Here is a 20,969-nt window from a genome sequence, read left to right as displayed (position 1 = left end):
ATTCCCTCCCTTATATATCCTGGCGATTTTGCTGAAAGCGATTATATATACATACCCGACTGTATGTCAAGAGCTCGCGCTTAGATTTTTTCAAAATCCATCGGGCGAAGCCCCGCATAATTTTTTAACACAAAATTATGGGGATTTCATGTTAAATTTATGTAAAGGCTGTGCCGAAGCGCCGGATGCGCAAAAAGGAAGCGGCGCGGGAAAAGCGCAATCCCGCGCCGCTTCATGGATTTTCCGCATTTGCCGGCGACTGTGTCAGTCGTCGCCGTTCATGTTCTTCAGCATCTCGTCAAGCTCGACGTAGCTCGTTTTTCCGTTGCCGAGCAGCGGTATCTCGTCCATGTATATTATCTTCTTCGGTATCGCTATCTCCGCCATGCCTATCGCCGAGAGTTTCTGGCGCAGGTCGTCGCGCTTTATGTCGCGGCGCGTCGTGACGGCGGTCAGGGTCTCGCGGTTCGCGCCGTGAAGCATCGTGACGGCGTGCTGCCCGTCTGGCCATATCTCGTACATAGCTTCCTCGACCGCCGCGAGCGATATCATCTCGCCGCCGATCTTCGCAAAGCGTTTGGCGCGCCCGAGTATCGTGACATAGCCCTCGTCATCGACCTTGACTATGTCGCCCGTGTCGTACCAGCCGTCCTTGAGCGGCTCGAGCACGCCGGGGTTCGTCGCGCGCAGGTAGCCGAGCATGATGTTGTCGCCCTTGAGCCAGAGCCGCCCGCCTTCCGGCACTCCGTCCACCGGCTCGAGGCGGTGTTCCAGCCCTTCGACGAAGGGGCCGACGGTGCCGCTCTTGTGGTGGGCGTAGTAGTTGTTAGATACGACCGGCGAGGCTTCGGTGACGCCGTAGCCCTCCGTGATGCGGACGTTGAAGCGCTCGAACCACGTCTGCTGCGTCGAGGGCTTTAGCTTTTCGCCGCCCTGCACGAGCAGGCGCATCGTAGCGAAGTCGTAGTTGTCGGAGGCTGCCTTAGCGTAGCCGGCGAGGAAGGTGTCCGTCGCGAAAAGTATCGTTATGCGCTCGTCGTAGCATATATTCGCTATCGTCTTATAATGCAGCGGCGAGGGATAAAGATATACGAAGAAGCCGAGCGACACAGGCATGAATACGCCGCAGAGGCCGAAGGAGTGGAATATTGGCATGGCGTTGAGCACGCGGTCGGAGCGGTAGAAGTCCACGCGCGTGTACATCTGCGCGTGATTCGTGTTGAGGTTCTTGTAGCTCAGGACGACGCCTTTCGGAGTTCCCTCGGAGCCCGAGGTGAAGATTATTATCGCGGGCTTCTCTACGGCCTTCGGGTCCGCCGGGTTGGAGCGCACGAAGTGCGTGCGCAGCGCCGCGGATAATTTTTTGCCGGTCGTGATGAGCGGGGCTACGTCCTCGAGCCAGAAGATGCGGATGCCGGCTTCCTCGATGGCGTTAGAGAGCGCCTCAAGCTTGCCGAGCTCTATAAATTTGCGCGACGAGACGACGGTCTCGATGCAGGCTGTGCGGCAGCTCGTGACGAGAGCGCGCGGCCCGAGCGAGAAGTTGAGCATCGCGGGTATCTTGTCCATCTTTTGCAGCGCGTACATGGCTATGACGCCGCCGAGCGAGGTCGGAAGCAGGACGCCGATGTTCTTCCCCGCGAGGTTCTGCGCGCGCAGCGCCTCCTCGATGAGAAGCACGCGCGTGATGAAGCCGTTGTATGTGACGGGCTTCGCGCCGTGGTCGCTGAATATGCGCGTGTTTCCGCCGAACTCTTTTCGCGCGTCGAGCAGGATGTCCCAGAAGGGCTTTTCGCGCCTGCGCGCGTAGAGAGAGGCCTCGTCCATTATGCGCTCGAGCGCGCGCCCAGCCGCGGCCGTGCGTTTCGAGCCCGTGAGATTGTCGGGGACTTCGAGCTTCTTGACGGGGAACACCGTTATCGTCACCTTGGAGAAGAAGCGCAGGCCGCGCCTGTGCTGTATGCGCGAGAAAGGCGTGTTCTCCGTGCCTTTGATATGTATCGGCAGTATCTTCGCGTGAGTGTGGTCGGCTATCTGCGCGACGCCGGCCGAGACTTTCATCGGGTTGCCTATCGTCGTCGGCTGGAGCTCGGGGAATATTACACATCTTCCGCCGTTTTTCAGCAGATTAAGGAAATATTTAAGAGTGAGCGGCGCGTCGGCGTCGAGTATATGAGTGTCGGCTATCGGGAGGAAGAAGCGCACGAAGCGTTTTTTCGTCAGCCTGCGCTCTATCGCGAAGGGGACCTTTTCGGGCAGGAAGGCGGCGAGGATCAGCGGGTCTATGAACGAAACGTAGTTCGGGGCGATGAGGACGCCTTCCCCGGCTTTTTTCCAGTTCTCCCACCCTTTGACCTCCACGCGGAAGAAAAGCCGCAGGATAAGTTTGACGATAAGTCTGCGCAATGCAACCCCTCCGAAAGGACGAAAGCGATAATAGTGGAATCGCAAGTCCGGCATAATAGCTGATTATACCATGATATAAGCGGTTTTTGCCCGTTTACGCGCACTTTGGCAAAATTTGCGTTACAATAAATATGTCATCTTAATATGCAAAACGGAAGGGTGGTAACGATGGAGAAAAAGGACAAAGTTTTTCTCATAGGAGCCGGAGACCACGCGAAGGTCGTCCTCTCCACGCTCGAGGCGTGCGGCTTCGGATGCGCCGGCATTTATGACGACAATTCGGAACTCTGGGGCAAGTCGCTGTGGTGCATCCCGATTCTCGGCCCGGTATCGGAGATGCCCGACACGCCGGAGACGATGGCGGTCATAGCGATAGGCTCGAACGAAGTCCGCCGCAGGATGGCGGCGCGCTTCAAGAACGTCTGCTGGCCCGTCTTCGTCCACCCGATGGGAATCGTCCACAGTTCGGTGAGGCTCGGCGAGGGGACTATCGTCTTCGCCGGCTGCATACTCGAGTCGGACGCCTGCATAGGCAAGCACACTATAGTGAACTCCGCGACCTACATCGGCCACGACACGAGCGTCGGGAGCTTCTGCCACCTCGCGCCGCGCGCGACGATAGGCAACAACGTCGATATAGGCGACGACGTCTTCATAGGCATGGGCGCGAAGGTAAAGCCATACACGAAGATACACTGCGACGTGCTCGTAGGAATGGGCAGCGCGGTGCTGAAGGACATCCAGATGGAGGGCACCTACGTCGGCACGCCCGCGCGCAAGATAATGCCGCTCGTCATAAAAGATCCGCAGTAACGCGGACTGAGGGCGCGCCCCTCAAACGCCCGTCACGAACATTCGAAGCCCGTGCCTGAGGCGCGGGCTTTTTGCGCAGGGCGAGTAAGGCGGCGCGCGACGCAATTTAGCACAATTATGCTAAAATTGAAGCGGAGGTGAGCGCATGAACATGATACGTCCCGTTTCGGACCTTCGCAACAATTTCGCCGACATCTCAAAGACCGTGCATGAGACCGGAAAGCCGGTGTTCCTGACGAAGAACGGCTACGGCGACATGGTCGTGCTCAGCATGGAGGCCTACGAGAATCTCCGGCTCGAGAGCGAGATATACTTCAAGCTGCTTGAGGCCGAGCGCGAGGCGGAAGCTTCGGACAAGCGCTATTCGTCAAAAGACGTTCTGAAAGCCGTTAGAGAGGCCGCCGGAGCGGGAGAGCTTGTATAGGCTCGAGTATCTGCCGTCCGCGCTGCGCGACATGGCGGAGACGGCGCGCTACATAAGCGCGGAGCTCAAAGCGCCCGCCGCCGCTGAACGACTCGCCGCGGCGCTGGTGGGCGCGGCGGAGGAAATCGCGGCCTTCCCCTACGCGGATCCCGCTTATGTCCCTATACGCCCGCTGAAGCGCGAATACAGGAAGCGCCTTGTGAAAAATCATCTCATTTTTTACAGCGTAGACGAGGAACGCAAGACCGTTACGATAGCGCGCGTCATATACGCACGGCGCGGGTTCTGCGAAACGCCGGTAAAAGAAAGCGAAGGCGGAGGGCCTCGCTGACACGGCGGATTCCGCGCTTCGAAACGGGAACGGCGGCGCGGCGCGGGAGCGCGAAAACTTTTACAAAATTTTTACTTCCTTATATATAGGCCTTGCCGGCCCCCTGCGCGGCGCAATGTCAACAGATGATGCTCTATAGGTTGACTACGCTGCGCTTTTGGATTATCATTCGCGCCATGAAGATAAGAGCTATGGCCGAAATTTCATTATTTGCGGTGTTGTCCGCCGTGGGCGCGAGGATAATGATTCCCGTGCCTTTTGTGCCGTTCACGCTGCAGACGCTCGTCTGTATGCTCGCCGGTTTCGCGCTCGGCGCGCGCAAGGGCGCGGCCTCGCAGCTTCTTTATATGCTGATGGGGCTCGCCGGCATTCCCGTTTTCACATCGGCGGCGGGGCCGGCGGCCATATTCATGCCGTCGTTCGGGTATATTCCGGGCTTCGTCTGCTGCGCGTGGATATGCGGCGCTCTCGCGGAGCGTATGCGCGCGCGTTGCGGGGAGCCGGGCTGGGCGCGCTATTTTGCCGCGGCGCTGCTCGGCGTCGCAGCGACCTACGCCGTCGGCGTCGCCTATCTTTACGTGATTTTGAATTTCTGGATAGAGCAGGGCGGCGCGACCTTCTTCAGAGTCCTTTCGATAGGCTTTCTCAGCACCGCGGGCGGCGACGTAGTGAAGGCCGCCGTCGCGGCCTCCGCCGCCGTGAAGCTGTCGCGCGCGGGGTTTGGAAAATAAAGCGCGGAGCCTTACGCAAGCTCCGCGTCTAAAAACTGCCGCTGTTTCCACTCTTTATCTATAAACGAGAGCGCGATGTAGTCGAAGCCGTTGCGCTTAACGTCCTCCCACGGCACGGCGCGCCCGTCTATGAGTTCGACGTTTCCTTCCCCGTCTATGCCGAAGGTCTCTTTTTCGTCATCGTAGTCGATGTTGTAGCCTAGCTCTAAAATCAGCTTCGACGGCGGTATGCCGTATCTTTTGAGCCTGCGCGAGGCGAGCGCCTCCGCGTCGTACTCGTCGCAGAACATCGCGTCGTAGCCGTGCTTCGCGCCGTCGAAGATTAAAAATTCCTCGCCGCTTTGCGCGTCCCTAGCGAACACCATGCCGGGGGCCTCTTCCGTGTCCGCTATAAACGGCTGCGCTTCGCCTTCGACGCGCATCAGCCCGCCGTAGTACCACACTTCGAGCAGCTCCCCGCCGCTTTGCGAGCAGAGCGTCATCGTCGTGAGCCGTTTCTCTGCCCAGTCTTTTATATGGCCTTCAAGCCATGTGGGATATTTTTTCTCCGCGTCCATAATTTTTGTCCATTCTATGAATTGCCGCTCGCGTCCCTACGCCGCGTTTGCGGCGAAGCGTTTGGCCAGCTCCGCGCTGATTTCCGCGCATCGCGTCATTCCCGCCGCTATCGCGCCGGAGAGGGGCGCGCCCCCGCGCAGCGCGGTCGTCATGGCTTCGGTGACGCCGCCCTTCGTCGATACGTTTTCGAGCGAGCTTTCGCGCTTCTCGCCCGCGTGCGCCGAGACTACGCGCTCTATCCAGGGGAGCAGAGTCCCGCAGACGGGATAACGCCGTCCCATCGCGGCGAGCGCCGCGCGCTTTTCCTCCGCGCCGAACTCGACGTTGAGGAATATGGGGGGCAGGCATATCGCGACGGTGAAGGCGTCGAGCTCCAGCTCGCAGGAGAGGTCGAAGACTTCGAGGCCGGCGGCGCGCAGAACGGCGTGGGGGCGCGCCTCTGAGGGGAAGGTGACGGCGACGCCCATGCCGTCGGTTATCGTCTCCGGGCCGCTGCACATGACGCGGCACAGGTCGGCGTCGAAGATTTTATGAAGCGTCTCAAGAGCGATGCCGGCCATGAAGGACATGACGAAGGCGCCGTCCTTGAGGCGAAGCCCCGCGAACGAGCCGAGGTCCTGAGGGCGTGCGGCGAGCAGCATGAAGTCCGCGCGCGCGGCGAGCGTGAGCGTGTCGGTCATAGACCCGGCGAGGCCCATGCGCGCGGCGCGCTCCAGCGTCGCGGCGCTTCCGCCGCACGACACGAGCAGCCGCTCCTTGGGAAAGCCGTTCGCGAGCAGAGCGCCCGCTATCGACGAGCCGAGGTGTCCGAAGCCCGCTATTCCTATCGTCTTTCCTTCGAGAAGATTTCCCGCGCATTTAATTTCTTCGGCAAAATTTTTCATTTCAGCATGTTCCCTTCTAAATCCAAGACATGCGGCGGCGGTCTCTCTGCGTCCGCGCCGCGAAGAGCGTACCTCCTCTCTCCGCTCAGCGCGGAGAGAGAGGAGATATTCTGTAACGATAAGCGTATTTGAAAAGGGGACGCCTGCGCGTCCTAAGGAAAAGATTTAGAAGGTAGACGGTCGAGGCAGGGTGAGCGCCGCGCAGATAGCGGCCTTAGCTTTCAACGTGATTTGTTTGTGCAGCATTTTCGTCACCCTTCTTCCGTCCGAAACATTTTTCGGCAGATATGATATATTGCAATGCGCGAACTGTCAATTATTTTTTGTAAAGATTTGTGCGCCTGAACGTAACGTCTCTGTTACAATCCGAGCCGCCGCCCTTTTCCCTGTGCATACGAAGCGCCGCGTCCGCCGTGTAGAGCGCTATCGCGCACCATATCAGCGCGAAGGCGGCGAGCCTGTACGCGCTCATGGGCTCGCGGTAGACGAACGTGCCGAGCAGGAAGGTCATGGTCGGCGAGAGATACTGTATGAAGCCGACGGTCGTCAGGCTGACGCGGCGCGCTCCGTAGGCGAAGAGCATCAGCGGGGCGGACGTCATAACGCCGGCTCCGGCCAGCAGGAGGTCCGCCGCGAGGCCGTACGGATAGGCCGCCGCCCCCGCGCGTTCGAGCCACAAGAGCCACGCGAGCGCCGCGGGCGCGACGGCGAACGTCTCGACTGAGAGCGAGAGCGCAGGATCGACGGGGATTTTTTTCTTGAGCGCGCCGTAGAGCGCGAAGGAGAGGCCGAGGCCCACGGAGACGGCGGGCAGCGCGCGCATGGCCGCGACCTGCACCGCCACACCCGCGGCCGCGAGAGCGAGCGCGGCCTTCTGCGCGCCGCGCATCCGTTCGCCGAAGAAGAGCCGTCCGAAGAGTATCGAGAGCAGCGGGTTCATGTAGTAGCCGAGGCTCGTGTCGAGGACGCGCCCGGAGTTGACGGCCCATATATAGAGCCACCAGTTGAAGGTGATGAGGAAGCCGCCGCCCGCGAGCCAGAGCGTTTCGCGCGGCTCGGAGCGGACAAACGACGCGAGCGCGCGCCATTTGCGCGCCGCCGTGAGCACCGCGAGCATGAAGGCCGCCGACCAGACGACGCGGTGCCCGAGTATCTCGCCGGACGGAACATTGTCGAGCAGCTTCCAGTAGAGAGGCATCGAGCCCCACCATATATACGACAAGAAAATCGCTCCGGCGCCCTTCTGCGGCTCCGTCATGAGAATCGCCTCCCGACGCGAGTATTGTACTATTTCCAGGCGCGGCGCGTCAGATGCGGCGCGCGCGGCGCCACGGATTTTTCATCGGGCGCGTTTTGTGATAAACTATCAAAAAATTGGGTCAGAGTCTTCGTTTTACGGAAGGAAGGGCGTGCATGAAGGAGCAGATGGAGCTTTCGGCGCTGGGAGCGGCGCTTCTCGAAGGGGCTGAACGTATTTACGGCGATATGCAGGACTGGCGGAGAGACTTCCACCAGTTCCCCGAGCTTGCCATGGAAGAGAACATCACGGCTTCGAAAATAGCGGGCGTCCTGAAGTCCATCCCAGGCATGGAGGTAATCACCGGCTACGCCATGCCGACTTCCGTGATAGGCGTGCTCGGCGGAGACATCCCGGGCCCGGCTCTGATGCTGCGCGCGACTATGGACGCCGTGGCGGCTGAGGAACAGACCGGCCTCCCCTTCTCGTCCTGTATGCCCGGCGTGATGCACGCCTGCGGCCACGACGCGGAGATGGCGGCGCTGCTCGGCGCGGCGGCGATACTCGCGGAGCACAGGGAAGAGATGCCGCAGCGCGTCGTATTTCTGTTCCAGCCCGCCGGCGAGGGACGCAGCGGCGCGAAGACGCTGACAGAGAATCATTTCGTCGAGAGGTTCGAGATAGGCCGGTGCGCAGCCGTGGCGTGGACGCCGGAGCTGCCGTACAGCGAGCTTTATACAAAGAAGGGCGTCATGACGGCGCTCTCCGACAGGATACATATAGACGTGAGGGGTACGGCGGGACACGCCGCCGAGCCGCACATGACGGTGGACCCCGTAACGATAGCGGCGAACATCATAATAACGATACAGGCTATGCTTTCGCGCGAGGTGGATCCGCGCGAGGCGGTCGTCGTGTCGTTCGGACAGGTCGAGTCGGGCACGGCGTACAACGTCATCCCCGAGCAGGCGAACCTCTGGGGGACGCTGCGCGCCTTCAACCCCAAGACGCGCGACTTCGTGCAGAGCCGCATAGAGACCGTCGCGCCGGCGATAGCGAAGGCGCTGCGCGGGCTCGCTTCCGTTGAATATACGCGCAATTACGCGCAGATTGAAAACAACCTCGATATGCTGGAAGAGATCCTTCGTATCGGGGTTCCTTTTTTCGGGGAGGACGGCATCAACATGCTGGAGCGCCCGCTGCTTTCGGGCGAGGATTTCTCGTTCTTCACGCACGCCGTCCCGTCGGTCTTCATGCTTCTCGGCACGGGACTGGAATATCCGCTCCACCACCCGCGCTACGACGTTCCCGAAAGCATGCTTCCCTTTTCCGCCGCGTGGGAGGCCTATATGGCGCTCACGCTTTCGGGAAATTAGATTTTTTCTCTTGCGGAGTGATAGATTTTGTCTTCATGCAGGCTTGAAACGATAATAAAGGACAACCTGGACCGTCTGCCGGCGGAGCCGTTCATCTGGTGGCAGAAGACCTGGTGGTCGCGCGGCGCGTTCCTCGAGCTGGTCGAGGAATGCGAGGACAGGCTGCGGACGAGCAACTTCAAGCGCGGCCAGCGCCTCGCGCTGCTGACGCCGAACAGCCCGATACTGCTCGCCACCGCCGTCGCGGTGTGGCGGCTGGGCGGCGCGGTCGTGCTTATCGACCCACGCTCCGGCTACGTGCCGCTGATACGGCAGCTCCGCCACGCGGACGTGTTCGCCGTGCTCACGTCGCGCGGCTGCGACGAGCTGGTGCCGCTGATATCCGAGGAGGGCATCCCCTGCTCTGCGATAAGCCTCGACTCGCTCGAGGACAACATACCGGGCCGCCCCTGCGACGAGGAGGACCCTGAGACCGCGGTCATCTTCTACACCTCCGGCATAACGGGCGAGCCGAACGCCGTGCCTCTGACGCACGCCAACCTTCTCGCCTGCATAGAGAGCTGCGTGAGCCACATAGACATGCTCGACGAGGACGACGTGATACTGAACGCGCTGCCGAATTCGAACGCCTTCGGCTTCGTCTGCGGCGCCCTGCTGCCGCTGGTCAAGGCGGCGCGCCAGGTGATACTCCCGTCGTTCATGCCGGTCGAGACTTCGATGGACGCGATACGCAGGGCGGAGGTCACGATAGTGATGGCCGTGCCGACGATGATAGCGATGATGGTTTCCGCCGTCCTGCGCGGGGCCGCCGCACCGTCCAAGATAAAATGCGTCCTCTCCGGCGCGGACAAGCTGCCTTGCAGCCTGCGCCGCCGCGCAGAAGAGGCGCTCCAGACGCACGTCATACAGGGCTACGGGCTGACGGAGGCGTCGTCCGTAGTCGCCCTGACGCCGGGGCTCGACAAATCGAAGCCGGACAGCGTCGGCACGATAGTTTCCTGCGTCGAGGCGGAGATACGCGGAGACGCGGGCGAGGCTCTGCCGCCGGGGCGCGAGGGCCAGCTCTGGATACGCGGCGCGAGCGTCGCGCGCGGCTATTACCGAAGCCCGGAGCTGACCGAGGGGCGCTTCTGCGGCGGATGGTTCCGCACCGGCGACATAGGCCGCTTCGACGAGGACGGCTACCTCTACATAGTAGGACGCACCTCGGAGGTCATCTTCGTCGGAGGCTTCAAGGTCTACTCGCGCGAGGTCGAGCGCGCTCTCGAAGAGCACCACGCGGTGAAGGAGGCCGCCGTCATAGGCGTGCCGCGCTCGACGAGCGGCGAGATAGTCAAGGCGTTCGTAGTCCTTCGTAACGGCGAAAAAGTCTCGTCGAAGGAGCTCATAGACTACTGCAAGAAAAAGCTCTCCTACTACAAGGTCCCGCGCATCGTGGAATTCATCTCGAAGCTGCCGCGCTCTCCAATAGGGGAGATCGTCAAGAGAAAGCTCTCGAAGGAGTGACGGCCTTGTACGGCGTATCATGCCGCGTTACGAGACACCCGGACCGCTTCGAGCGCCGCGCCGCCGAACGCCTGCTCGGCGAAGCCGGGCTGGTCTTCGAGGGCGCGCCCGACTACACGGCCTTCGCCGAGGACAGCGACGAAAATATAATCGCGACGGCGAGCCTTGAGGGAAACGTCATAAAAATGGTAGCCGCGGACCCGGAGTGGCGCGAGGCCGGCCTTTCGGGGCAGGTCATCTCGGCGCTGATGAGCGCCGCGCGCGCGGACGGGCGCTATAAATTCTTCGTCTACACGAAGCCCGAGTCCGCGCCGAAATTTGCTTCGCTCGGCTTCCGCGAGCTCGCCGCGTCGAAACGCTCCGTGCTCATGGAGTGCGGCGCGCCGGGCGTAAACGAATTCCGCGCCTCGCTTGAGGCCGAACGCGCGAAGAACGGCCCGCGCTCGGCGGCCGCCGTGATGAACTGCAACCCATTCACGCTGGGCCATCAGTTTCTGATAGAACAAGGAGCGAAGGCCGCGCCCGTCTTTTACGTCATAGTGGTCGAAGAGGACGCCTCGGCCTTCCCGTTCGCCGACAGGCTCGCGCTCGTGCGCGCGGGGACGGCCCACCTGCCGAACGTCCGCGTCCTCGCGAGCGGCAGCTACGCCGTCTCGAAAGCCACCTTCCCGACATACTTCCTGAAAGACCGCGGCGAACTCCCAGTCGCCGCCGAACAGGCGGAGCTAGACGCGCGGCTCTTCGGGCGGCTCTTCGTCCCCGCGCTCGGCGTCGGACGCCGCTTCGTCGGCACCGAGCCTCTCTGCCCCGTCACGGCGGTCTATAACGAAACGCTGAAAAAAGTGCTGCCCGAATACGGCTGCGAAGTCGCGGAGATAACGCGCAAAGAGAGCGGCGGCGCGCCAGTCTCCGCCTCGCGCGTGCGCGCGATGATAGCCGAAGGCGCGGACGGCCTCGAAACCCTGCTGCCGCAAGTCACGCTCGACTACCTGAAAAGCCCGCGCGGACGCGAGGCCGCCGCGAAGCTGCGGGAGACGCGGAAATGACCCCGCTCGAAGAAGTGCTCGCCGGACGCGACGAACGCGCCGCGTGCCAGCGGCAAATGCTCGCGGCGCGCGAAAAAGCCTTCGTCTGCCAGATAGGGCTCAACGTCCCCGGCTTTCCGAAAAGAATCCCCGGCGACGTGACGGTGATAAAGGAGTGCCGACGCTTCCTGCTAGCGCACCTCTGCGCCGCCCCCTTCGAAGAGCATTATCTCGACAACGGAGCTGGGCTATGCTGGCAGGGGGCCTTCGACGGCAGAAAATTCGACGCGCGGGCGCTAAAGCGCGCGGCGGTAGAAGCCGAGAACTGCATGGATGCCGGGAGGATTCTCGACATCGACGTGCTGACGGCGCAGGGCCAGCTCTCGCGCCTCGGCATGGGGCTGCCGCCGCGCCGCTGCCTCCTCTGCGGCGAAGACGCGAAAGCCTGCGCTCGCGCCGGACGCCACGACGCGGCGGAGCTGCGCGAGCTCGTCATGAGAATGGTCAAAACCGCGTCGGCGGGCAGATAAGACGGAACGCCGCCGCTCCGTTCGCAATTATCCCGAAACCTTCGCCGAAACATCAAGACTCCGCGCTGCGCACACGCGCTCGCGGAGCCGGCTGCGTTTACGCGATTCCTCCCGCGCACGCAATGCCGAACAAGCTTATGGTTGCTCAATCAACAAAGAGATACAGTGGGGTTCGCCGTCATTCCGCGCTTGACGCGGAATCCAGCGACGTCAATTTCCGATACTTTGCGAAATTCAAGCCGCTATACGCCGCGTTCCCGCTCTTCCGTAATGTTCCTCACGCCGCGCCGCGCGCCGTCGCTTCCGCAATGTCCAGCAAACTTGCACGGCGCGCGCTCGAGCACGCAACGACCGCGCTCTTCCGCCGTCCGCGCGCGTAAAATTTTCCTTCAATTACCGGCGGCATTTTACGACATTTCACTATAAGATTATATATAATACAAAGACGGGAGGGGCGCGGCGCGAATGTCCGCGTTTCCCGAATACCGGCGGAGGCGTTCTGGGATGAATGGAAGACCGGACTGGGATATTTATTTCCTTCTCATGGCTCAGGTGGCCGCGAGCCGCAGCACATGCCTGCGGCGCAAGGTCGGCGCGGTGCTGGTGCGCGACAGGCAGATATTGAGCACCGGATACAACGGCGCGCCGCGCGGCGTGAGCCACTGCGAGACGGCGGGCTGCCTTCGCGAGCAGCTCGGCATAGCGTCGGGCGAGCGGCACGAAATCTGCCGCGGCTCGCACGCGGAGATAAACGCGATAGCGCAGGCGGCCTCGGCGGGCACGGCGACGGCGGGCTCGTGGCTCTACTGCACGCACGAGCCGTGCGTCTACTGCACGAAGGCCATCATCAACGCCGGCTGCGAGAAAGTCTTCTATCTTTACCCGTACCCGGACGAGCTGGCGCGCGCGATAATGGCGGAGTCCGGCGTGGAGAGCGTATGGGTGGACCCCGCGACGCTGCCGCGCGATATTTTTTCGATTTCATAGGGCCGCGCGGAGCTCCGTCCCGCGGCTCGGAGGGGAGTTAAAGAACCATGTCGATAACAATAATTTTGGCGGACGACCATCCTCTCACCAGAGAGGGGATGAAGGGCTACCTTTCCAAGGAGCCGGACTTCGAGGTCGTCGGCGAGTACGCGGACGGAGAATCGACGTGGGCGGGGATCAAGGCCCTGCGCCCGCAGGTCGCTCTGCTGGATATACGTATGCCCGGGCTGGACGGCATTACGATAGCGCGGATGGCGCGCGACGCGGATATTCCGACGGCGGCGCTGATGCTCACCTCCTACGACGCGAACCAGTACGTCCTTGCGGCGCTCCGCGCGGGGGCGCGCGGCTATCTGCTGAAGACGGCGACGATGGACACTCTCTCGAAGGCGATACGCATCGCGGCGCGCGGCGGCTTCTACCTCGACAGCGAGGTGGCGAGCGCCGTCGAGGGCGGCGACAATTTCGTGCCGGAGCCTGTTTCAGTGCGCGAACGCGAGGTGCTTCTGCTCGCGGCGCGCGGCCTCTCGGGCAAGGAGATCGCGGCGAAGCTCTTCATCAGCGAGCGCACTGTGCAGACGCATCTCGCCTCGATATACGACAAGCTGGGCGCGAAGAACAAGACCGAGGCGATGCTGCTCGCGATAAAATACGGCATCGTCACGATAGAGGAACTGATCGACTGACGTGAAGAAAAAGCGCGGCCTGCTCTATCAGCTCATCATCGCCATCTTCATTCCGGCGTTTCTCGCGCTGATACTCGCGTGGGTCGTCTACAACCAGTTTGAAAGCACGATGCGCGCGGTCGCCGGCAATTACGTCGAGAACCTCGTAGACAGCGTGGCCGCGCGCCTCGACTCCAAGAAATGGAACATACGCGCGGGCGGCAAAGGCGTCGTCGAAGGCGACACCGAGACGATACAAGCGCTGCTCGGCGCGATGGACATCCCGGGGCTTTTCGCCGTCTTCCATACGAACGGCGCGGTCGTCTACGAATCGCCCGGCGAGGTCGCGTTCCTCCACAAGTGGAAAGGCTCTTTCAACTCGCGCGTCCCGGTCAAGATACACGACAAGATCGGCTCGTACTACACGGGCGTGCGCTACGACATACCAGACGAAAACATATACGTCATAGGCGCGGTGTCGTGGGAGATGCTATTCGGCACGATGGTTCTGCTCGTGTCGCTGTGGCCTTTCGTCATGGCCTCGCTCGCCGCTTTTACGCTGCTGGCGATATACCTGCTCTACGACAAGGTCATAGTGCCGCTGCGGAAACTCGACCGCGAGATACTGTCGCTCTCCTTCGGGCGGGACATGCCGGCCCCGGACGCTCCGGGCGCGGTGCCCGAGCTTCGCCAGCTCCGCTCGACCTTCGCGCTTCTCGCCCAGTCCGCCATAGAAAAGGAAAAGCTCCAGCGGGACTACGTCACCGACATCGTAAAGATACAGGAAGACGAGCGCGAGCTCATATCCCGCGAGATACACGACGGCCCGCTCCAGGACGCGACCGCGCTCGTCCAGCGGCTGCGGCTGCTCAAGACGGACCTTCAGGACAACCCGTCCGCCGTCGCGAGCCTCTCTGGGGCGGAGCGCGTAGCTATGATAGGGGTGAAAGAGCTGCGCGAGCTCTGCAACGACCTGACGCCGCCGTGGCTCGACCTCGGCCTGCGCCACTCGCTGACGGAGCTCTGCAACAGGATGTCGGCGCAGCTCGGCGTGGACATAGAGCTCGACATATCCGGGGAGTGGGACGAAGAGGAGGACGTGCAGCCGCAGCTCTGCCTCGCTTTTTACCGCGTCGCGCAGGAGGCGATCAACAACTCCGTACACCACGGCGGCGCAAGCGTCGTGAACGTCTCGCTGTCGCGCGAGGCTGACAAGGTGGCGATGACGGTCAGGGACAACGGCGGCGGCTTCGACATGCCCGGCGACTTCAAGGAGCTGCGCGTGCGCGGGCACCGCGGGCTTTCGAACATGAGCGAGCGCATGCGCCTCGCCGGCGGCACGATAGAAATAAAATCGAAGGCCGGAATAGGCACCGTCATACGTTGTGAAGTGCCCGCGCAGAGGGTAGAATAATATCAAAGCGCTGTTATAATCTTCACGCGAAAGGTGGGGGCCTTAGGGCGGTTCGTCATGAAGCTTAGAATATTTGGAGCGGCTGGAGAAGTTACCGGTTCGAACTACATGATAGAGACGGCGGGGTACAGGGTGCTCGTCGATTGCGGCACGCACCAGGGCGAGGACGAGGAGCGCCATGAGGGCGAGAACTTCCCCTACGACCCGGCCGGCATAGACGCGGTGCTGCTCACCCACGCGCACATAGACCACAGCGGCCGGCTGCCGCTGCTCGTCAGGCAAGGCTTCAAAGGAAAGATATACTGCACGCACGCGACCTCGGAGCTGATAGAGATCCTGCTCCGCGATTCAGCGAAGATAATGAAGGAAGACGCGGAATGGCGCACGCGCAAGAACGCGCGCAAGGGGCTGCCCGCGGTCAAGCCGCTTTACGGAGACAACGACGTCGAGGACGCGCTCGCGCTGCGCAGCTACGTCCCGTACGACGAGGTCTTCGAGATCATGCCGGGGCTGAAGGTCCGCTTCCGCGACGCAGGGCACATACTCGGCAGCGCGATAATAGAGGCGTGGATCTCCGAAAAGGACGAAAAACCTGTGAAAGTCGTCTTCTCCGGCGACCTCGGGCCGCTCGACGGCGTTATAGAAAAGCCGCCCGCGGTGGTGGAAGAGGCGGACTTCGTACTTATTGAATCGACTTACGGCGACCGTCTGCACAAGTCGCTCGCGGACACGCGCGCCGAGTTCCAGGACGCGATGGAGGCCGCCGTCCGCTCCGGCGGAAAGGTGCTCGTGCCGACATTCGTAGTCGACCGCGCGCAGAGGATGCTGTACGAATTCAAGCTGCTCCAGAAGAAGCTGCCGGACCTCAAAATGGCGAACATCTACCTCGATTCGCCGATGGGCGTCAAGACTACGGAGATATACTCGGCCCACGCGGCGCTGCTCTCGCGCGATCTCAAAGAGATGCTGATGAACGGCGAAGACCCGTTCGAGCCGCGCGGCTTCAGCTTCGTGCGAACCGCCGAAGAGTCGCGCGCGATAAACGCGATGGACGAGGGCATAGTCCTCGCAGGCAGCGGGATGTGTTCCGGCGGGCGCATAATGCACCACCTCAAGCACAGCCTTTATAAAAAAGACACGCACGTATTCTTCGTAGGCTACCAGGCCTACGGCACGCTGGGCCGCCGCCTCGTAGACGGAGCGAAGAAGGTGCGCATAGCGGGCGAGGAAATATCCGTGAAAGCGAAGTTCCATACGCTCAACGGCTTCTCAGCGCACGCGGACCGCGGCGACCTTCTGAGCTGGGCCTCGCACTTCCCGAAGAAGGCGCGCTTCATAATCGTACACGGCGAGCCGAAGTCGGCGGAGTCGCTGGCGCTCGGCCTCAAGGACGCCGGCTACGCGACGCGCATCCCGGCGATAGGCGACGAGATAGACCTCCTCGCGCCGGCCCCGGAGAGGGCCGAGATGCCGGTCATATCGAAGCGTATCCTCGACAGGATAGACTTCGACACGAAAGACGTCGAGAGCGTGCTGAACATGATATCGGAACGCACCGACGAAATGCGCGAAAAGCTGATAAACAACGACGAGCAGTACCGCAATATAATGCCGCTGCTCATATCCGCGCGCACGCTGCTCGAGACCGCCGCCGCGCTCGGCGCCGGAAGCGCGCGCGAAGGCAAGGGCTAAGACTGTGCCGCGCGGGGCAAAAGGAAGGATCTCTCGATGGGAGCGAAATTGAAATACGCTGCGGCAGCGGCGGCGGCCGCCGTAGTTATCGCCGCCGCCGCGTTCGTATATCTTTGGCAGGCGCGCGCCGGCTCTGGGCCTCTGGCCTACATACCCGAGCCGGACGAAACTGCTCCGTACATTCTGCTTGAAACAAAGGGACGCAACTATCCTAAAGTGCTTTCGTCGCTGCTGACCGACGGCATATACGCGCACCTTAAGAGCGACACGCCGAGCGGCGCGGTACTCGCCGCCGCCGCTATGGCCGAAGACGCCGCAGTGCTGCTCGAGCGCGGCGCGGACGGCGCGGCCTCAGTCTGCTGCGCGGCGCGCTTCACCGCCGAAGAGACGAAGCTTCTGCAAAAGGGCGCGCTCCCCGCGCCGCTCGACGCCGCCTTCGGGACCGAGAGCGCCGAAGGGCGCGGCGGCGTGTTCGCCGTGCGCTCTGAGAGCCTATCAGAGCCCTTCTACTACACGGTCATGGGGACTCACACGCTGATCGCGGCCGACCAGCGAACGCTGCACAAAATGACCTCGCTCGAAAACGGCGGCGGCCTGAAGGACAAAAAATGGACGCAGGAACCGCAGTGGCCCGCGCACATCGAAATATCCGACGGCGGCGAACTGACGAAACGAGCCAAGGAGAACTTCGCGCTGACGCTCGAGGCCGCTTGGCGCGGCCCTCAGAGCGAAGGGCAGCCCGGCGAGGCGCGCTGGGCCTTCGTGAACCTCGGAGCCGCGGCGCGGGCATACATGACCGCCTCGCTCGAGGCAAAGAGCTGGGACGTCTCCGGCTGCGTGCTGCCGCAGCCCCTTCTGCTCTCGGCGGGCGTCAACCTCCCTGCGCTCAAAGGCTCACCGTCCGAATGGCCGTTTCCGCTCTCGCGCGCCGGCATATTCGCCGAAAGCCTCGGCCTCGCCGACGCGCAGATACGCGAGATACTCGCGGGGCGCACGGTAATCTCACTCGGCGGGCAGAACAAAATACTCTGGTTCTCGCTGCCCGGTTTCCTCGCGGAATTTTCCGGCAGACCTGAGCTGATGCGGGCGCTCGTCTCCGCCTTCTGGGACAACCTCTTCCTCGGAGCGGAACCTGAGCCCGTCGCGGGCTTCGACTTCGGCGGCGCGGCCAGCGTGCCCTTCTCCGTCATAGGCGCGGGGCGAGGCGGCACCGCCGTGCTCGGCCTCGCCTCGCCGCAGTCGCTCGCCTCGGGCGAAACGCTCTCTCAGTTCCTCTCAAAAGACGAAAAAGCCGTCGGCTGGATGCTCGCCGACCTCCCGAGGATAGGCAAAGCCCTCTCCGAAATGACGAGGATGAGCACATTCCTCGAAGAAGAAGAGGACGAAGACTTCTACGGCGGCACGGAAGACTACGGCGGCGGATATCCGTGGGGCGGAACCCAGAGCGACCCGGAGCCGCTTCAGCCGGAAATATCCATAAGCCCATTCGACCAGGAGATAGCGGACTCCTTCGGCGGCGTGCTCCAGAGGCTGGGGCGCGTCATGATAGTCTGGGAAAAGCCGCTCTCCGGGCGCATCAACTGGTATAATCATGAAAAATAAACTCAGGAGGTTTTTTTAACCGATGCACACAAACGCGCTGCAGGTTTTGAGGGATCGCGGCTTCGTCGAGTGGACGAGCCACAACGAGGAGCTTGAAGAGCACTTCAAAAACAACATGGTGACGGGCTACATAGGCTTCGACCCGTCCGCCGACAGCCTCCACGTCGGCAACCTCGTCGCCATCATGGGTCTCGCGTGGCTCCAGCGCCTCGGACACCGCCCGATAGCGATAGCGGGCGGCGGCACGGGACGCATCGGCGACCCGTCGGGCAAAAGCGCCGAACGCAACCTGCTCTCCGAAGAGCAGATACTCCACAACGTATCCTGCATAGCGAACCAGCTCCGCCACTTCCTCAACTTCGACAGCGGCGAAAACAGCGCGCTGCTCGTCAACAACAACGACTGGCTCAAAAAAGAAAACTATATAGAATTCCTGCGCGACACGGGAAAATACTTCACCGTCAGCTTCCTCGTCAACCGCGAATACGTGCGCAGCCGCGTCCTCGACCCCGACAAGTCGATAACCTACACCGAGCTCTCCTACATACTGCTCCAGGCCTTCGACTTCAACCACCTCTACAATGAATACGGCTGCACGCTCCAGATGGGCGGCAACGACCAGCAAGTCAACATCATCGCCGGCATGGACCTAACGCGCAAAAAATCCGGCGGGCAGTGCTACGGCATCACCTTCCCGCTGCTGCTCAACGCGCAGGGACAGAAATTCGGAAAATCCGAAAGCGGCGCCGTCTACCTCTCGCCCGAGCGCACCAGCGTCTACAAGTTCTACCAGTTCTGGATCAACGTGGACGACAAAGACCTTGAAAAACTCTTCAAACTCTTCACATTCCGCGAACTCGGCGAAATAGCCGCGTTGCTCGAAGAGCACGCGAAAGCGCCGCACCTGCGCAAAGCGCAGAAAGAGCTTGCGTGGGAAATGACCTGCCGCGTCCACGGCGAAGAAGCCGCCGCGCGCGTGCGCGACGCGAGCGCCGTGCTCTTCGGCGAATCGAGCATCAAAGACGCTTCGCAGGAAGTCCTCGACACGCTCTCCGCGGAAATCCCCTGCGCCGAAGCCGACCTCGCCGAGACCGACGGCGTCACCGATCTGCTCGTCCTCTGCGGAGCCTGCGACTCAAAGGGCAACGCGAAGAAAAAAATCAAAGAGGGCGGAGCATACCTCAACGGCGAAAAAATCGCCGGCGCGGACAAACGCCTCACCGAAGCCGACCTCCTGGCCGGCCGCTACGTCCAGCTCAACGTAGGCAAGAAAGATTTCCGTCTCATCAAATTCAAATAACCCGCTTCTATAATATTTTTCAAAGAAAACGCTTGGTTTCGTTAAGCTTAACCAGCAGCCAAGCGTTTCTTTTATTCTCATTAACGTAAAAACTTCGCAAAGTATATATTCCAGAATGCAACATAAATTTTATATGACTGTTGAATATTTTTTACTGACATGCTAGAGTATTAGCATTCATGAAAGGGTGATGTATATGAGCGCCGTCTATGACGAGATTTTAAAGCCAGTAATCTTCCCCAAAATGTATAAGTTCAGCCAGAAGTTTGCAGACGACAAGATAGATGATATTCGCACAAGTGTCGTCAAAGAAATCACATCTTTTCCAGGGATAGATGCCGTGAGAGGCAGCACCGTAGCCATCGCTGTAGGAAGCCGCGGGATACGCCACATCGCTATGATCGTAAAGACTGTCGTGGAAGTTTTACGGGGACACGGCGCCGATGTCTATATCGTCCCAGCGATGGGAAGCCATGGTGGCGCTGTTGCAATAAATCAGACGAAGATACTGGAACATCTCGGCATTACAGAGTCAAGCGTAGGCGCCGAAATACGGTCTGATATGGCTACGGAGATCATCGGGCACACGCCCGACGGCATACCGGTCAACATGGACAAAAATGCATGCGCCGCAGACTATACGGTAACAATTGCAAGGATAAAACCGCACTGCAGTTTCCGCGGAAAATACGAGAGCGGGATGCTGAAGATGTGCGTCATCGGCCTCGGGAAACAGCACGGGGCGGATTTCTGCCATGTACAAGGCATGGAAAACATGGGCAAAAATCTTGAAAAAATCGGGCGTGTTTTTATAGAAAAATCAAATCTTCTTTTTTCTTTAGCTCTGATGGAAAACGCATATGACGAGACATGTTATATAAGGGCGGTTTCAAAAGATGAGATTATGCGCAAAGAGCCGGATTTATTGGAAAAAGCTAAAAGCATGCTACCAAAGATTCCTTTCAGTAATATAGACATGTTGGTCATAGACGAATTCGGGAAAAATATAACGGGAACGGGTATGGACTGTAACATCATACAGCGATTTACGTCGGAACACATGGTCGCCCATCCTATCACCAAGCGCTTAGTAGTATTGGATTTAACCGAAGAATCCGACGGCAACGCCTCAGGTTTCGGGCTTGCCGACATCTCCACACGAAGGGCCTTTGACAAAATGAGCATGCAGAAGACATATCCCAATTTATTGACCGCACGTACCGTAATCGGCGGGAAGATACCTTTGATTATGGATGACGATTATGACGCATTAAGAAGCGGAATCAAAACGGCTCCCAATGTGGATTACGACAATGTGCGCATTGTGCATATCAAAAACACCCTTTCCTTAGACGCTCTCGAAATATCAGAGGCTCTTCTCCTAGAAGCGCAGAATAATCCTAATTTGGCGCAGCTAGGCGAAGGATACTATTGGCAGTTCGATGAAGGCAGAAATCTCATAAGTTCATGGACGACAGGTGATTAAGC

Annotated in this window: 20 protein-coding genes; 15 read left to right on the top strand and 5 right to left on the bottom strand. The window is 60.6% G+C overall.

All coding sequences use genetic code 11. The features are described 5' to 3' along the window. Positions 1-264: 264 nt before the first annotated feature. Entirely contained in the window at positions 265-2,406 is a 2,142-nt protein-coding gene (locus tag B5F39_RS03730) for an AMP-binding protein (protein ID WP_158095925.1), read from the bottom strand. 168 nt (positions 2,407-2,574) lie between these two features. On the opposite strand from B5F39_RS03730, the gene B5F39_RS03725 reads away from it, so the two are divergent. The 3 genes from B5F39_RS03725 (at position 2,575) to B5F39_RS03715 (ending at position 3,974) form a co-directional block, all read left to right on the top strand. Continuing rightward, positions 2,575-3,219, top strand: coding sequence for an acetyltransferase (locus tag B5F39_RS03725; protein ID WP_087364101.1), 645 nt, complete (start codon positions 2,575-2,577; stop codon positions 3,217-3,219). A gap of 145 nt (positions 3,220-3,364) precedes the next feature. Beyond that, complete coding sequence (locus B5F39_RS03720) at positions 3,365-3,643, top strand: type II toxin-antitoxin system Phd/YefM family antitoxin (protein ID WP_087364099.1); 279 nt, start codon at positions 3,365-3,367, stop codon at positions 3,641-3,643. Next, positions 3,636-3,974 carry a type II toxin-antitoxin system RelE/ParE family toxin gene (locus B5F39_RS03715; RefSeq protein ID WP_087364096.1) on the top strand — a complete coding sequence of 113 codons (339 nt, stop codon included), beginning with the start codon at positions 3,636-3,638 and terminating at the stop codon, positions 3,972-3,974. The genes B5F39_RS03720 and B5F39_RS03715 overlap by 8 nt, the downstream gene beginning before the upstream one ends. Before the next feature lie 133 nt (positions 3,975-4,107). Here the strand turns inward: B5F39_RS03715 and B5F39_RS14210 are convergent, their stop codons facing one another. Continuing rightward, positions 4,108-4,245: a hypothetical protein gene (locus B5F39_RS14210; protein WP_158095924.1), complete on the bottom strand. Its 138-nt coding sequence runs from the start codon at positions 4,243-4,245 to the stop codon at positions 4,108-4,110. On the opposite strand from B5F39_RS14210, the gene B5F39_RS03710 reads away from it, so the two are divergent. Then, a complete protein-coding gene (locus tag B5F39_RS03710) occupies positions 4,217-4,705 on the top strand; it encodes a biotin transporter BioY (protein WP_343217572.1) in 489 nt (162 codons plus the stop codon). The two genes, B5F39_RS14210 and B5F39_RS03710, sit on opposite strands and share 29 nt — an antisense overlap. Before the next feature lie 11 nt (positions 4,706-4,716). On the opposite strand, the gene B5F39_RS03705 is transcribed toward B5F39_RS03710, so the two are convergent. The 3 genes from B5F39_RS03705 to rarD form a co-directional block, all read right to left on the bottom strand. Continuing rightward, on the bottom strand, positions 4,717-5,262 hold the full coding sequence (locus B5F39_RS03705; protein ID WP_087364091.1) for a hypothetical protein: 546 nt from the start codon (positions 5,260-5,262) through the stop codon (positions 4,717-4,719). Positions 5,263-5,298: 36 nt separating this feature from the next. Then, positions 5,299-6,147, bottom strand: coding sequence for an NAD(P)-binding domain-containing protein (locus B5F39_RS03700; RefSeq protein ID WP_087364088.1), 849 nt, complete (start codon positions 6,145-6,147; stop codon positions 5,299-5,301). 316 nt (positions 6,148-6,463) lie between these two features. Then, the gene (gene rarD, locus B5F39_RS03695) at positions 6,464-7,405 is read right to left on the bottom strand and encodes an EamA family transporter RarD (RefSeq protein ID WP_087364085.1); all 942 of its coding nucleotides are present in this window, start codon (positions 7,403-7,405) and stop codon (positions 6,464-6,466) included. A 155-nt stretch (positions 7,406-7,560) separates the two neighbouring features. Between rarD and B5F39_RS03690 the strand changes: the two genes are divergently transcribed. The 11 genes from B5F39_RS03690 (at position 7,561) to B5F39_RS03640 (ending at position 20,967) form a co-directional block, all read left to right on the top strand. Beyond that, the gene (locus tag B5F39_RS03690; RefSeq protein ID WP_087364082.1) at positions 7,561-8,760 is read left to right on the top strand and encodes a M20 family metallopeptidase; all 1,200 of its coding nucleotides are present in this window, start codon (positions 7,561-7,563) and stop codon (positions 8,758-8,760) included. Between the two features lie 27 nt (positions 8,761-8,787). Continuing rightward, positions 8,788-10,266 (top strand): AMP-binding protein, encoded by a 1,479-nt coding sequence (locus B5F39_RS03685; RefSeq protein ID WP_239391077.1) that lies wholly within the window; start codon positions 8,788-8,790, stop codon positions 10,264-10,266. A 5-nt stretch (positions 10,267-10,271) separates the two neighbouring features. Beyond that, positions 10,272-11,312, top strand: coding sequence for a [citrate (pro-3S)-lyase] ligase (gene citC / locus B5F39_RS03680; protein WP_087364076.1), 1,041 nt, complete (start codon positions 10,272-10,274; stop codon positions 11,310-11,312). After that, complete coding sequence (locus tag B5F39_RS03675) at positions 11,309-11,821, top strand: citrate lyase holo-[acyl-carrier protein] synthase (protein ID WP_087364073.1); 513 nt, start codon at positions 11,309-11,311, stop codon at positions 11,819-11,821. Before citC ends, B5F39_RS03675 begins: the two co-directional genes overlap by 4 nt. A 504-nt stretch (positions 11,822-12,325) precedes the next feature. Next, positions 12,326-12,808 (top strand): cytidine/deoxycytidylate deaminase family protein, encoded by a 483-nt coding sequence (locus B5F39_RS03670; protein WP_087364070.1) that lies wholly within the window; start codon positions 12,326-12,328, stop codon positions 12,806-12,808. Between the two features lie 47 nt (positions 12,809-12,855). Next, the gene (locus B5F39_RS03665) at positions 12,856-13,494 is read left to right on the top strand and encodes a response regulator transcription factor (RefSeq protein ID WP_087364067.1); all 639 of its coding nucleotides are present in this window, start codon (positions 12,856-12,858) and stop codon (positions 13,492-13,494) included. Between the two features lies 1 nt (position 13,495). Then, positions 13,496-14,887, top strand: coding sequence for a sensor histidine kinase (locus B5F39_RS03660; RefSeq protein ID WP_087364064.1), 1,392 nt, complete (start codon positions 13,496-13,498; stop codon positions 14,885-14,887). Between the two features lie 57 nt (positions 14,888-14,944). Beyond that, complete coding sequence (locus B5F39_RS03655) at positions 14,945-16,579, top strand: MBL fold metallo-hydrolase (protein WP_087364061.1); 1,635 nt, start codon at positions 14,945-14,947, stop codon at positions 16,577-16,579. Positions 16,580-16,615: 36 nt separating this feature from the next. After that, entirely contained in the window at positions 16,616-18,181 is a 1,566-nt protein-coding gene (locus tag B5F39_RS03650; protein ID WP_087364058.1) for a hypothetical protein, read from the top strand. A 22-nt stretch (positions 18,182-18,203) separates the two neighbouring features. After that, positions 18,204-19,481, top strand: a complete 1,278-nt coding sequence (gene tyrS / locus B5F39_RS03645) for a tyrosine--tRNA ligase (protein ID WP_087364055.1) — start codon at positions 18,204-18,206, stop codon at positions 19,479-19,481. A 196-nt stretch (positions 19,482-19,677) separates the two neighbouring features. Further along, positions 19,678-20,967 (top strand): lactate racemase domain-containing protein, encoded by a 1,290-nt coding sequence (locus B5F39_RS03640; protein ID WP_087364052.1) that lies wholly within the window; start codon positions 19,678-19,680, stop codon positions 20,965-20,967. The last annotated feature ends 2 nt before the right edge of the window (positions 20,968-20,969 follow it).

It is taken from the genome of Cloacibacillus sp. An23 (assembly GCF_002159945.1).
In the GTDB taxonomy this organism is placed as follows: Bacteria; Synergistota; Synergistia; order Synergistales; family Synergistaceae; genus Caccocola.
This window is presented reverse-complemented; position numbering and strand designations above follow the sequence as displayed.